This is a genomic window from Pseudooceanicola nitratireducens (assembly GCF_900109195.1).
GTDB classification, from domain to species: domain Bacteria; phylum Pseudomonadota; class Alphaproteobacteria; order Rhodobacterales; family Rhodobacteraceae; genus Pseudooceanicola; species Pseudooceanicola nitratireducens.
On the sequence record NZ_FNZG01000006.1, the window covers coordinates 75260 to 89022 of the forward strand.

General features: G+C 64.4%; 12 protein-coding genes. 7 read left to right on the forward strand and 5 right to left on the reverse strand.

Annotated elements, in window-relative coordinates; all coding sequences use genetic code 11:
• Positions 1-120 precede the first annotated feature (120 nt).
• The 3 genes from purU to BMX99_RS17540 all read right to left on the reverse strand — a co-directional run bounded on the left by purU (position 121) and on the right by BMX99_RS17540 (position 4269).
• Positions 121-1002 (reverse strand): formyltetrahydrofolate deformylase, encoded by an 882-nt coding sequence (gene purU, locus BMX99_RS17530; protein ID WP_093454900.1) that lies wholly within the window; start codon positions 1000-1002, stop codon positions 121-123.
• A gap of 163 nt (positions 1003-1165) precedes the next feature.
• Entirely contained in the window at positions 1166-3109 is a 1944-nt protein-coding gene (locus BMX99_RS17535) for a helix-turn-helix domain-containing protein (protein ID WP_093454901.1), read from the reverse strand.
• A gap of 134 nt (positions 3110-3243) precedes the next feature.
• Complete coding sequence (locus tag BMX99_RS17540; protein ID WP_093454914.1) at positions 3244-4269, reverse strand: replication initiation protein; 1026 nt, start codon at positions 4267-4269, stop codon at positions 3244-3246.
• A gap of 634 nt (positions 4270-4903) precedes the next feature.
• Between BMX99_RS17540 and BMX99_RS17545 the strand changes: the two genes are divergently transcribed.
• Both BMX99_RS17545 and BMX99_RS17550 read left to right on the forward strand, forming a co-directional pair.
• Positions 4904-6106, forward strand: a complete 1203-nt coding sequence (locus BMX99_RS17545) for an AAA family ATPase (protein WP_093454902.1) — start codon at positions 4904-4906, stop codon at positions 6104-6106.
• Positions 6103-7092, forward strand: coding sequence for a ParB/RepB/Spo0J family partition protein (locus tag BMX99_RS17550; protein ID WP_093454903.1), 990 nt, complete (start codon positions 6103-6105; stop codon positions 7090-7092). Before BMX99_RS17545 ends, BMX99_RS17550 begins: the two co-directional genes overlap by 4 nt.
• A 44-nt stretch (positions 7093-7136) precedes the next feature.
• On the opposite strand, the gene BMX99_RS17555 is transcribed toward BMX99_RS17550, so the two are convergent.
• On the reverse strand, positions 7137-7778 hold the full coding sequence (locus tag BMX99_RS17555; RefSeq protein ID WP_170848852.1) for an enoyl-CoA hydratase/isomerase family protein: 642 nt from the start codon (positions 7776-7778) through the stop codon (positions 7137-7139).
• Positions 7779-8065: 287 nt separating this feature from the next.
• Between BMX99_RS17555 and BMX99_RS17560 the strand changes: the two genes are divergently transcribed.
• Positions 8066-8833 (forward strand): sulfite exporter TauE/SafE family protein, encoded by a 768-nt coding sequence (locus BMX99_RS17560; protein ID WP_093454905.1) that lies wholly within the window; start codon positions 8066-8068, stop codon positions 8831-8833.
• On the opposite strand, the gene BMX99_RS17565 is transcribed toward BMX99_RS17560, so the two are convergent.
• Positions 8830-9855 (reverse strand): AbrB family transcriptional regulator, encoded by a 1026-nt coding sequence (locus BMX99_RS17565; RefSeq protein WP_093454906.1) that lies wholly within the window; start codon positions 9853-9855, stop codon positions 8830-8832. The two genes, BMX99_RS17560 and BMX99_RS17565, sit on opposite strands and share 4 nt — an antisense overlap.
• A gap of 339 nt (positions 9856-10194) precedes the next feature.
• On the opposite strand from BMX99_RS17565, the gene BMX99_RS17575 reads away from it, so the two are divergent.
• The 4 genes from BMX99_RS17575 to BMX99_RS17590 all read left to right on the forward strand — a co-directional run.
• Positions 10195-10926 (forward strand): PIG-L deacetylase family protein, encoded by a 732-nt coding sequence (locus tag BMX99_RS17575; protein WP_093454908.1) that lies wholly within the window; start codon positions 10195-10197, stop codon positions 10924-10926.
• A 53-nt stretch (positions 10927-10979) separates the two neighbouring features.
• Positions 10980-12071, forward strand: coding sequence for a 4-oxalomesaconate tautomerase (locus BMX99_RS17580; RefSeq protein WP_244525664.1), 1092 nt, complete (start codon positions 10980-10982; stop codon positions 12069-12071).
• Positions 12068-12958, forward strand: a complete 891-nt coding sequence (locus tag BMX99_RS17585) for an amidohydrolase family protein (RefSeq protein ID WP_093454909.1) — start codon at positions 12068-12070, stop codon at positions 12956-12958. Before BMX99_RS17580 ends, BMX99_RS17585 begins: the two co-directional genes overlap by 4 nt.
• Positions 12955-13763 (forward strand): TRAP transporter large permease subunit (locus BMX99_RS17590; RefSeq protein ID WP_139199589.1); only part of this gene is annotated, 809 nt, incomplete at its 3' end. The genes BMX99_RS17585 and BMX99_RS17590, both read left to right, overlap by 4 nt.

Sequence of the window (13763 nt, forward strand, 5' to 3'; positions counted from 1 at the left end):
ATCAGGCTCTGTCTCAGAGACTATACAAGGGCTTTCGGTCCCAAAACCAAAAGCGCCGCCCAGGGACCGGGGCGGCGCTTTGAATTTCCGTCAAGACACTGATTTCAAACGGAAATCATATCACCCCATCCGTTCCGAGGTGTAATCGCCCGGGGACGCCGGGAACACGACCGTCTTGTCGCCGTTCTGGAAGACCCGATGCTGGGCATGGGCGTGCACCGCGCGGGCCAGAACCTGGGCTTCGACGTCGCGGCCCAGGGTGACGTAGTCGCCGGGGCTTTGCGCATGGGTGACGCGGATGGTGTCCTGTTCGATGATCGGCCCTTCGTCCAGGTCGGCGGTCACGTAATGCGCCGTCGCTCCGATCAGCTTCACCCCGCGCTGGAACGCCTGCTTGTAGGGGTTCGCGCCCTTGAAGCTGGGCAGGAAGGAATGGTGGATGTTGATGATCCGGCCGGACATCTTCTGGCACAGCGTATCCGACAGGATCTGCATGTAGCGCGCCAGTACCACCAGATCCGCGCCCGAGGACTCGACGACCTCCAAAAGCCGCGCCTCGGCCTGGGGTTTGTTTTCCTTGGTGACGTTGATGTGGTGGAACGGCAGGTCATGGTTCACCACGACCTTCTGATAGGTCAGGTGGTTGGACACGACGCCGACGATATCCACCGGCAGGGCGCCAATGCGCCAGCGGTACAGCAGGTCGTTCAGACAATGCCCGAAGTTCGACACCATCAGCAGCACCTTGATGCGCTGCGCGGTGTCGTTGATGCCCCAGTCCATGCCGAATTCCTCGGCCACTTCGGTGAAGCCTTCGCTCAGCTCGTCACGGGTGGCGCCCGTTTCGGGTTCGAAGCTGACGCGCATGAAGAACTTGCCGGTCTGCGCGTCGTCGAACTGCGCCGAGTCGGTGATGTTGCAGCCACGTTCGGCCAGGTAACGCGAGATCGCCGCGACGATCCCACGACGTGAGGTGCATTGAACGGTCAGAACAAACGCCATGCGTCAGATCCCCTTGAAACTGGTTGCGGGCACGGCCCGGTATCCCGTTTGTTTTGACCTTTTTCGCGGCGGCCACAACCACCCGAAGCGGCGTGATGCGGGTATTTTCCGACGTTTGCGCCTGTCGCCCCCGCGCCCTGCCCTTTCCCGTGGCACCGGGACTTCAGGCCAGCGCCTCCTCGCTCAGGATTTTGTCCAGGCGCAGTGCTACCTGAAACTCCAGCGCCTTCAGCGGATCGTCCCAGCCCCCGGTCAGGTCGCGCAGCGTCTGAAGCCGCTGGCGCAGCGTGTTGATGTGAATGCCAAGCTCATCCGCGGCGCGGCGGGCGTTGAACTGGTGCTCGAAATAGCTGCGCAGGGTCTGCTTCAGCTGAAGGGCCTGCCTTGGGCCGCGGGCCTCGATCGGGTGCAGAAGCGCGGTGACATGGGTGCTGAGATCCGCGGCATTGCGCCCTTCGAAGATGCGCGCGAACAGGCTGACCTCGGCATGGTCGTGAAAGCGGTGCAGCGGCTGCATGACCCGCAGCACGGCCAGGCTATCCCGAAGGCGCGCGGTTTCCTGCGCCAGAACCGTCAGATCGGCCAGCGGCGGCGACAGAACGCCGCCGACCTGCCAGGCCTCTTGCCGGCGGGTCAGCGCATCGCGGAACGCCCGCAGCGCGTCGACCCCCGCGATGGCCAGGAAGTCATTGCCCGTCTCGTCCACCAGCACCCCGTGACGCACCGCAAGATCGCGCAAAATCAGACCCTGTTCAGCATGATCGAGACCTTCGAACCCGATCAGCGCCAGCTGCACCGCCTGCCCCGATCCGATGTCCAGTCGGGTCCGAAGCGCCGCCAGGCTGCTGTCGTCGGGCACCGCGACCTGTGTCACGTGGCGGATCAGGGTCGAGGTCGCGATCATCTGTTCGGCCTCTCTTTTCTCGGCCCAAAGCTTGGCGATGGCCAGCGCGACGGCGGCGCGTTCCAGGTTGCGAACCTCGATTGGGTCCAGACGGCCCTGGGTGCAGATCACCAGCATCTCGGGCCGCCCGGTGCCGCCGTGCAACTGGATGGCGCGGCATTCTTCCGTCTCGGTCTGCCGCAGCATCTGGGCCCGTCCGCTGTGCAGCGCCTGGGACGCGGGCGACAGCCGCGCAATCGTCCTGGGATCGCGCCGCAGTTCGCCAGCCATCGCACCGGAATAGAGCGGCGAGACAAAACCCTCGCGTTCCTTCAGATCGTGATCGTACAGGAAGATCGCCCCGTCCACCTGCCCCGCCATGCGTTGCAGGTAGTGTGGAAGATCGGCCCCCGTCGCCAGGAGAGAGGCCATTTCATCATGCGCCTCAGCCGAGGCCTCGACCCGACCGATATGATCCACCAGCGCGGCGCGACTGGTTTCGGCCTCGGCCAGGGCTTCGGCCTGCGCCTTGAAAGCCGCCGCGTTGCGGATCGCGATCCCGGCATGAAGCGCCAGCGACCCCAGCACCGACAGCTCACGCCCCGTGACATCGCGGCGATAGCGGTAGGCGGCAAACAGGAACCCCGTGACCTCGTCCCCAACCAGCATGGGAAAGCCGGTAAGCGACACGATCCCCTCTTTGCGGAACTGCTGATCCAGCTCGGGCAGGTGGTGGAACCGGTCGTCGTTCAGGTAATCGTTGGTGTGGAAATAGCTATTCGTCCGCAGGATCGCGCCGACCAGCCCGTATTCCACATCGCAACGCAGCACCCGCGCCTCGGGCGACAGGTGGCCTTCCAGATGGGCGCTGCGGAATTCGTTCGATCCCTTTTCCAGCAGGGTCAGCCAAGCCAGATCGGCCCCGGCCAGCGACCGGGTGCGCCGCACGATAAGCCGCATAAGATCGTCGGTGCCAAGCGTGCTGCTCATGTCGCGGGTGGTTTCGACCAGCATGTTCAACCCCCGCTCGGCCGAGGCGCGGTCCTGCAATTCACTGCGAATGCGGCTCATCGCCAGGCCGATGCGGTCGAAGGTTTCGCTGCCCTCGCTTGCCTCGGCGGCGCTGCGCAGGCTGTCCAGCGCCCGGTCGAAATCGGCCCTCGGGGTGCCGCCGGCCAGGGCCTCGAAGACCTCGGTCAAAGATGAAATCACGTGCTGCGTCATGCCGGCCCCTCCCCAAGGTCCGGCAAAGGATCACAGGGAACGCCCCCTGGCGCAAGCCACTTGCCAGGCTGCAGGGTCAAAATTGCCAATTGGCAAGAACCGGGAAAACTCCAATTTGTCAGGGGCTTGCCGGATCAGATCGGGTTTGCCTCGGCAAATTTGCGGAAGAAGGCCAGGAAGGCGCGGTCAGGATCGGCGGGCGGTTCCTTACCGGCGGCCCAGCTGCGCCATTCCCCTTCGACATAATAGATGTCGTAGCCCGGGTGCCGCAGCCGCGCGGTTTCATAGGTCTGGGTTTTCAGGGCGACCCCCTGCTGATCCAGCCAGCCGGGGCGCGGCTTGGTGCTGATCGGCGCGACCTCTTCTGTGCGCCCCTCGGCCTTGGCCTTCCGCCCGGTCGAGGCGAATTGCAGCGCGCGTTCAACCTTGCCCGTCGCCTCGCCATCCTTGCGCCACCAGCGCAGCTCTACATGGGTCACGCTGCGCCCGGTCTTGATCGGCTGCACCTCGACCATATAGTCCGACAGGGCCGAGACCTCCTCGACCGCGGGATCAATCGCGCGCATCCGCAGGTTCGACCAGGACGTCAGCTTGCCCTTGGGCACGCCCAACACCCCCCGCAGTGCTTCCAGCGAGAATTTCTCGGACGAGCGCCAGCGCAGATTGCCGCGCTTCTGCACCATCTCGTAAAGCGTCAGCGCGTATTTCGAGGACAGGGCGAACATGACCTCGCGCTGAAGACGCGCAAAAATGGTCGAGTTCGAGATGATCTTGCGCAGCCGCGGCGGGATCTCATATTCCAACAGCCCGTCGGCGCGGGCCATTTCCAGGTTGCCGCCCAACAGCTGCACCCGTTCAATCGCCGGCTTGCCGTCCCACACCGCCTCGATCTTCACGATGGCCGACATCAGCCGTTCGATCGATTCCCCAACCCGGTCGTTGGAATTATGCGACCCGCGCAGATCGGACTTGGCGATGACATGCAGCACCGGCTTGTCGATCGCCTCCCAGGCGTTCTCCAACAGCTGGTTATAGATGCGCCGGTCGGTCAGCGTCAGCGGCGTGACCTCGATCAGGTCGACAAGCTCACCGGGTTTGACAAGGGAATCCTTGCTTGGCCGGGTGTCGACCGTGCGATAGGGTTGGGAAGGCTTGGCCATGCTGCTCGGGTCCATACCTGGTTTTCTTACATTTGTATCGCACGGGATGTAAGCAGACAAGCGGTCTTCCCGCAGGGCTTCACCCGATTTGTAAGCTTTCAGAACCAAGGGGGACCCAGGACCGAATCGCAGACCCCAGTGTTTCAAGGGCTTTTCGGTGTCACCGATTCGCGGCAGATTCGCCATCCCGAAATGTAAGCTTTTACTGTCCCGATAGGTAAGATTAGCCGCCCCGATCCGTAAGTCTTGCCATCCCAGGACGTAGGCGAAGCCGTCCCGAAAAGTAGTCGATACAAGCACTATCGCCCGGAAAAACAGGGGATCCAGAGCCCTGAACAGATGAATCCTAGAATCCAGAATCTTTTCAGAGTTTTTGATTTTTGGATTTGGGGTATTCGTCTCTCGTGGCGGCGGATCGCCCCTGACCGCACCAAATGGTACGTTTTGGGTGACAGACTGCCTGGGACGACCATCAACTTCCGCACCCGCAGCCCAGACCCCCAAACTTCCTGAGATATGAGGGCGAACCGGCAACTTCCGGTTTTTTTGACCGATCCCCGTCAATTTTCGCACTTGAGGCGAGTCGCGCGCACAGGCATTCTGGCGGCAAAACAAACATCGGGGCGCATGAGCAATGGCAGAGACCCAGGACTATCCGGTCGCGTTGGACGACATCGACGCGCTGGCCCTAAGAGCGGACACAGTGATCAAGCGGTTGAGGGAACGGGTCTTTGCCCCCGGCCTGCAAAAGACGCTGGATGTGCGGTTCAATGTGCGCACCGCGGCCGAGATGGTCGGACGCACCGAAAAGGCGATCCGCGATGCCGAAGGCGACGGACGTCTGCCCGAACCCGAGAAAAACCCCGAAACCGGGCGCCGCGCAGGATACACCCTGGAAGAGGTCAACCGCATGCGCGAGGTCTTCGGCACCCTGCCGCATCGCGCGCCCGGGGATCCCGCGACCGTGCTGGCGGTTCAGAACTTCAAGGGCGGCGTCGGCAAATCCACCGTGGTCGTGCATCTGGCGCAATACCTCGCGATGCGCGGCTACCGGGTCTGCGTCATCGACTGCGACAGCCAGGGTTCGACGACCTCGATCTTCGGGCTGAACCCGGATGTGGACGTCGATGAGGACGAAGACACGCTTTACCCCTTCTTCCGGCACGGCGGGCCGTCGTCGCTGCATTATGCGCTGCGGGCGACCTATTGGCCGAACATCGCACTAATCCCCGCGAACCTCGGGCTTTATGATGCGGAATATGAATTCGCGGCCCGGATGGTGCGGGAACAAAACTTTGTTCTTGATAGACTACGCAGCGGAATAGAGACGATTTCGGATCAGTTTGACGTGATCCTGCTGGACCCGCCGCCGGCGCTTGGCATGATTTCGCTCTCGGTGCTGCGGGCGGCCAATGCGCTGTTGATCCCGGCTCCGCCGAACAACATCGACTTCGGCTCGACCGCGCATTTCCTCAAGATGATGGGCGCGACCCTGAACGAGCTGGCTGAACATGGCGGTGCGCGCGGGTATCATTTTGTTAAGATCCTCGCGACCAAGATGAATGATCAGAAAAGCGCGCATCAGGCGATCAAGCGGGTGATGGAGGCGGTCTTTCCACATGACCTGCTGAACGCGGTCCTCAAGGATTCCGCCGAGATCGACAATGCCACAGCCAACCTGATGACGGTCTACGAAATCACCGGCGCGGCCACCCGAACAGAGACGCACAAGCGGTGCAGGGTCTATCTGGACGCGGTTGGCCGTGAAGTTGAAACCCTGATCCGCAAGACATGGCCCAGCCATCACGCGGGTTTGCGCAAGGAGGGGATCCTGTGAGCAAACGACATGATGCAGTCTTCGACGACGTCTTGAAAGACCTGGGCGAGGATGCGCCCAAACGCGATCGCAGCGGCGCGCGGTTCCTGAAACGGTCGAACACCATGGCCGAACAGGCCAGCGGCGAACGGCAGGAAAAAGTGCTGCGCCTGGTCGATCCGGCAAGCTGCAAGATGTGGGACGGCCACAACCGCGCCTATGAGCTCTTGACCGAAGCCAATTGCCGCGACCTGATCGACGGCATCCTCAGCCAGGGACAGCAGGAATTTCCCGCCATCGTGCGCCGTCTGCCCGCCGGGCAGGGTGCCGAGTACGAGGTCATCTGCGGCGCCCGTCGGCATTTCGCGATCTCCTGGCTGCGGGCCAACAACTACCCCAAGTTCCTGTACCTGGTGGAAGAGCGTGAGCTGACCGATGAAGAGGCCTTCCGCCTCGCCGATATCGAGAACCGCGACCGCGAGGATATCTCGGATTTCGAACGGGCGCGCGACTATGCCCGCGCCGTGGATCTTTACTATTCCGGCAAACAGAGCCTGATGGCCGAACGTCTTCAAGTCTCGGCCGGGTGGCTGTCGCGCTATCTTCAGCTGGCGCGCATGGACGCGCGGGTCATCGCGGCCTTCCCCACGTTGCGCGACGTGAAGGAGCTGCACGCCAGGACGCTGAAACCGCTGATGGCGACTGACACCGGGGCCTCGGCCGTGCTGCTGGAAGCCGACCGGATTGCTGCCGAACAGGCATCGGCGCGGACGGGGCAGGGGCCCGCGGTGCCCGTGCCCGAGGTGATGAAACGCCTGAAGGCCGCCGCAACGCCGCCCAAGGAACGTAAGGCTGCCGACAAGGTCTATCGCTTCCACCCCGAGGAAAAGGGCGTGATGGTCCGCAAGAAGGGCGGACGGGTGCAGTTCGAATTTGACGGCACCACCTCGGCCAAGACGCTGCGATCCGCGCTGGATCAATTCCTGGCCGAGCGGGACAAGGGCTGATTGCCAATTGGCAATAACCCGGAAATCATCGTGATTTCATATCTTTAGGCCGTCGCCCTGCCTTCGGGGCGCGGCCCCGATCCCCGGCGCAGATTGATCATCTCACGCTCGACCTCGTTTCTAGGCAGCACGGCGATCCGATGCGCCAAGGCAAGCGCGCCGGTGACACTGGTGCCGGGCCGCGCGGGGTGGCTTTTCAGCTTGGCGGCAATGGTTTTCTCAAGTTCCCGCCTGCGGCGCTGTGCCAGGAACTCAAGCTGTTGGCGGGCACCTGCCTGCGCCGAAGGACGCACCGGGGCAGGGGTCATGGCCGGGGCAAGGCAGGGTTCGGCGACCACCGCATGGGCCTTGAGTATCAGCGCCAGGCCGATCCCCGCAGCCCGCCCGCGCGCGGCCAGGACCAGCGGCTTGTCGAAGGGGATCAAGGCCTCTTGCAGGCGGGTCCAGGGCGCGGCGCGATGTGACCAGAGCGTCTGGGGCAGGTCGCCATAATCGGACCCGGTGCAGAAATCCGCGCCCTCGGCACAGATGACACATGCGGCGATCCCCGGATCGGCCCGCCAGCTGACAAGGAACTGGGCGAACAGATCGGCCATCCCGGCATCCAGCGCATTTCCCCGGGCCGGACGGGCCAGCCGCAGGATCGCGACAGCCCCCTGGGTTTCGGTCTGAATGTGATGGGTCATCGGCGGCGCGGCCGAACGGGGCAGGGCCCGCCTGTTGTTCCGATCCCTGGCATCCATCCCTCCCCCGGTGCGAAAATCGTCCGGACAGAGTGGCCAGCAGAGCGCCTGAAGCAATGTGCGAAACCGACACAAATCGGCAGAATTTATGTGGGAACCCCACATAGGCGGCCTGACCAAACGGCGGCAGTTGCCGCGCAGGGTCAGCCTAGCAAGACCGAGGCCTTCAAGAAACCTGTATCCCTGCATCCGCAAAAGCCCCTATACCCGCCCCCAGAACCGGAGGCCCCATGATCGAGACATTCGCCAGCCTGCTGCCCCAGGGGCTATCCATGCTTGCCGCGTCGGTGCTGATCGTGACCAGCTTTGCCGCGTCCTTCATCACCGTGGCCTTCGGCATCGGCGGCGGGGCGGTGATGCTGACGGTCATGGCGACGCTGGTGCCCCCGGCGGCGCTGATCGCGACGCATGGGGTGATCCAGCTGGGGTCGAACCTGGGCCGGGCGGCGATGACCTTTGGCCATATCCACTGGCCGGCCATCCCCGCCTTTGCGGCGGGATCGCTGATCGGCGCGGGCCTGGGCGGTGCGGTTGTGGTCAACCTGCCGCCAGCCTGGGTGCAGATCGGGGTCGGGGCTTTCGTCATCTGGTCGGTGCTGGCGAAACCGCCGCGGATCGTGCGGGACTGGCCGCTGGTGATCGGCGCGATCTCCAGCTTTCTGACGATGTTCTTCGGGGCCACGGGGCTGTTCGTCGCGACCTTCACCAAATCGCAGGGGCTGGCGCGCCACGCCTATGTGGCGACCCATGCAACGCTGATGACGGTGCAGCACGGGATCAAGACGCTGGCCTTCGGATTCCTAGGCTTTGCCTTTGCTGACTGGGGGCCGCTGATCGTGGCGCTGATCCTTGCGGGGCTGGCGGGCACTTTCGTGGGCAAATCGGTGCTGAACCGGATCGACGACAGGCGCTTTGCCTGGGCGCTGAACGCGATCCTTATCCTGCTGTCGGTGCGGCTGATCTATGCCGGGCTGCGCGCGCTGACTGGCCAGGCCTAGCGTTTTCCCAGGCGCAGCACCCGGGCGGCGATCGGCGCGCCCAGGATGACCGAGAAGATCCGCAACACGTGATGCGCCACCACAAAGGCCATGTCGGCCCCGACGATCAGCGCCAGCACCGTCAGCTCGGCCTGGCCGCCGGGGGCAAAGGCCAGAAGCGTCTCCATCCCCGGGGCAAGGCCCAGCTGATAGATGGTTTCCGCAAAGATCACCGTCAGCACGATCAGCACGCCGCAGAAGCCGACACCGGCGGCCAGGTCGCGGCGCACCTCGGCCATGGTGATCCCGGCGTATTTCGCGCCGATGGTCAGGCCGATGAAGAACTGCGCGGCCCAGATCGCCTCGGCCGGGGGGCGGTGGTGCAGGCCGCCGGCCAGGGTCACCACGGTCGTCACGATCAGCGGCCCCAGGATCGAGGCGCCGAACATGCCGATCCGCTTGGCCCCCTGCCAGCCGACGATGGCACAGGCGACCATGATCGCCAGTTCCTGCCAGGGCAGGCTGGTCAGCGGATCGCCGGGCGGGTTGGTCAGATCGGCGTTCCAAACGGATTTCAGGATGAAGGGCAGGGCGACGACGATCACCAGCACCCGGGTCGCATGGATCAGTGACAGCGACCGGACGTTGCCGCCCGCCTCTTCGCCAAAGACCAGCATGTCCTGCAAGCCGCCGGGCATGGAACCGTAATAGGCCGTCGCAAAGTCATAGCCCCAGAGCCTGCGGAAATAGGGCACGCCGACCAGTCCGATCACCGCCGTCATCACTGGCACGAAGATCAGCGTCGACCACATGGACGGAAAGCTCATCAGCACGGCGGGGGTCAGCGTGGCCCCGACCGCGACGCCCAGAACGGTGCGCATCGCTTCGTTCAGCGGGCCGATGCTGCCCAGGGGCAGGCCGATCAGCGCGGCGGCCAGGCAGAAGAAGATCGGGCCCAGAAGCCAGGGCAGCGGAAGCGAGAGCCAGAGGAACACGGCCACGCCCAATCCGGCGGTGGCAAAGGCTGTCAGGATTCGAAGCATGTCCGGGGCTTTCGGGGCAGGGATGGCGCGGCCCTAGCTTTTCGCCGCAGGGTTGTCAAAGGGGCTGCGCGGCACAGGCGGGGTTGTGGTGGAAGGTGGGAATTCGTGTAACATTCTGAAATTGAATTGAAATTTTTGAATTGGCACCGGGGTTTGGGCCTTTGTCACCGGCCTCGGGGTCTGACCCCAAGCCCCCAGTGCATCCCCGAAAACCTTCCGCAAAACCTGCATCCAGAACCCGCCATATAGCCTGAACTTATGCCCCTGCCTGAGTTCGAATTGGTCCCCGCCCGCGAAAACCAGAAGACTGGCCCCCGGAATTATCGGAGGAGTCATCCCATGAGCGAGCGGAAAACAGCGCTTGTCCTGTCTGCCCACGCGGCGGATTTTGTCTGGCGCTGCGGCGGGGCGATCGCCCTGCATGCCGAGATGGGCTATGACGTGACCATCGCCTGCATGTCCTTTGGCGAACGCGGCGAAAGCGCCCGCCTGTGGAAAGAGGGCAAGACCCTGGACGAGGTCAAGGCGATCCGCCGGGGCGAAGCCGAAGCCGCCGCAGAGGCGCTTGGTGCGGCGCGGCTGGAATGCTTCGATCTGGGCGACTACCCGCTGGAGCTGACCCGCGATGACAAGTCCCGCCTGGTCGACCTGATCCGCCAGGTGCAGCCCAGCTTTATGCTGAGCCATTCGAAATACGACCCCTACAACACCGACCACATGTACATGACGCAGGTGGCGCTGGAATGCCGGATGATCGCCCAGGCCTGGGGTCACAACCCCGGCGAAAAGGTCCTGGGGGCGCCGCAGCTTTACCTGTTCGAACCGCATCAGACCGAACAGATGGGATGGAAGCCGGACACCTTCCTCGACATCACGCCGGTCTGGGACAAGAAGCGCGCCGCCATGGAATGCATGAACGGCCAGGTCCACCTGTGGGACTATTACACCCGGGTGGCGCAGCAGCGCGCCAATCACTTCAAGCGGAACTCGGGCGGGATGTCCGGCGGGCGCGACTGCAAGTTTGCCGAAGGGTTCGAATCCGTTTTCCCGCGCACCGTGGACAGCCTGTAACAGGCCCGGCCCGGGGCCGGGCATCAGGCCACACGCAACAGGAGGAGGTTGCCGTGACCCAGGATCAGACAGGCCTGCCCTGCATGTGGATGCGGGGGGGGACCTCCAAGGGGGGGTATTTCCTTGCCCGCGATCTGCCGCAGGACGACGCGGCCCGCGACGCGCTGTTGCTGGCGGTGATGGGGTCGCCCGACCCGCGCCAGATCGACGGCATGGGCGGGGCGGATCCGCTGACCTCGAAGGTGGCGGTGGTGCGCCCGTCGACGCGCGAAGGTGTCGACGTGGATTACCTGTTCCTGCAGGTCTTCGTCGATCAGGCCATCGTCACGGATGCGCAGAACTGCGGCAATATCCTGTCGGGTGTCGGCCCCTTTGCCATCGAACGCGGGCTGGTGGCGGTCAGGGGCGAGGAGACCCCGGTGACCATCTACATGGAGAACACCGGACAGACCGCCGTGGCGCGGGTGCAGACCCCCGGCGGCCGCGTCAGCTATGCCGGTGAGGCGCGGATCGACGGCGTGCCCGGATCCGCCGCGCCCGTGCCGATCGAATTCCGCGACACCGCTGGCAGCAGCTGTGGTGCGCTGTTCCCCACGGGCCAGGTCCGCGACGTGATCGACGGGAACGAGGTCACGCTGATCGACAACGGAATGCCCTGTGTCCTGCTGCGGGCGGATGACATGGGGATCACCGGGCAGGAAACGCCCGAGCAGCTGGAGGGCAACGCCCCCCTGCGCGCCCGGCTCGAGGCGATCCGCCTTGCGGCCGGGCCGCTGATGAACCTGGGCGATGTGTCGGACAAATCGGTGCCCAAGATGACCATGGTCAGCGCAGCCCAGCAGGGCGGGGCCATCGCCACCCGGACCTTCATCCCGCATCGCTGCCACAAGACGATCGGTGTTCTGGGCGCGGTCAGCGTCGCCACCGCCTGCCTGACCGAAGGGGCCGTGGGCCACGACCTGGCACAGCTGCCGGGCGGGCAGGCCATGACCCTGTCGATCGAACACCCGACCGGAGAGATGACCGTTGTCGGCCATGTCGAAAACGCAACCGTGACCCGGGCCGAGGTGCTGCGCACCGCCCGCAAGCTGATGGACGGGCTGGTCTTTCCGGTCCCCGCGCCAAGTTCCAAGGAAACCGCATGACGGCCGTGACCCCCGATTACCTGCCCTTCCACCCGGACCCGAAGACGCCTGGTTTCCGCCCGCCCGAAGGGGCCGTGGATGCCCATTGCCATGTCTTTGGACCGGCTGCGGAATTTCCCTTTGCGCCGGAACGGAAATACACGCCTGTCGATGCCTCGAAGGACCAGCTGTTTGCGCTGCGCGATCACCTGGGCCTGTCGCGCAACGTCATCGTCCAGGCGACTTGCCATGGCCGCGACAACAGCGCGCTGATCGATGCGCTGCGCGCCTCGGACGGGCGGGCGCGGGGCGTTGCGGTCGTCGGCCCGGACATCGGTGATGACGAGCTGGACGAGATGCACGCTGCCGGTGTGCGCGGGGTGCGGTTCAACTTTCTCAAGAGGCTGGTGGATGACACCCCGCACGAGGTCTTTGAACGCATCGCCGCAAGGGTCGCGCGCCTGGGCTGGCACATCGTGGTCTATTTCGAAGCCGAAGAGCTGGAGACGATCGCGCCGCTGATCGCCCGCCTGCCGGGGATCGTCGTGGTCGATCACATGGGCCGCCCGGATGTCAGCCAACCCGTCGACGGACCCGAATTCGCCCGGTTTCGTGACTTCGTGGCCGCCCAGCCCGACCTGTGGGTCAAGGTCTCCTGCCCGGAGCGCCTGACCCTTGCCGGCCCGCCCTATGACGATGTGGTGCCCTTTGCCCGTCGCCTGGTTCAGGACTTTCCCGACCGCGTGCTGTGGGGGACCGACTGGCCGCATCCCAACATGAAAAGCCATATGCCCGACGATGGTCTTCTGGTGGATCAGATCCCCCGGATCGCCCCCACGGAGGAGCTTCGGCGCAAGCTGCTGATCGACAACCCCATGCGGCTGTACTGGCCCGAGGAGGTCGCATGACCCGGATCATCCCCTTTCGTGACGCGCTGGTGGCGGGCTTTGCCGTCACCATGGTCGTCGCCTGCATCCTGTGGAACCTCGAGGCGCCGACCCGGCTGGGTCTGGCGATCCTGAAACAGCAGTACATGGCGCTGCAACTGGGGTTGGCCCTGGCGATCTGCTTCCTGCGGGTGAACTGGCGCGGCCAGGAGGACGGCACCCCCGGTATCCTCGACGCGTTGATCGCCACCGCAGCGCTTGGCGTGCTGCTGTACGCTACCTGGGATTTCGTCTGGCTGCTGAAGGAACAGGCCTATCGGCCTTGGCAGATCACCCTGATCGGCACCGTCGTTGTCATCGCGGTGATGGAGGGGATCCGCCGTCGCGCCGGATGGATGCTGTTCGGGATCGTTGAGGTTTTCCTGATCTACGCGCTGTTTGCCGACAAGGTGCCGGGGCAGCTGATCGGCAAGAACCTGACCCCGACCCGGCTGGTGCAATACGTCGGATTCGACCCTAATGCGGTGTTTTCCACGCCTCTGGCCGTCGGCACGATCATCGTCATGCTGTTTGTCTTCTTCGGAAAGCTGCTGTTTGCCGCCGGGGGCGGGGCCTTTTTCACCGACCTCGCCATGGCGGCGACGGGGCAGTCGCGCGGCGGGTCGGCCAAGATCTCGGTCGTGGGATCGGCCTTGTTCGGGTCGATCTCGGGCTCAGCGGTGTCGAACGTGGTCACCACGGGCGTCGTCACCATCCCGCTGATGCAGCGCGGCGGCTATACCAAGCGGGACGCCGGCGCGATCGAGGCCGTGGCCTCGACCGGGGG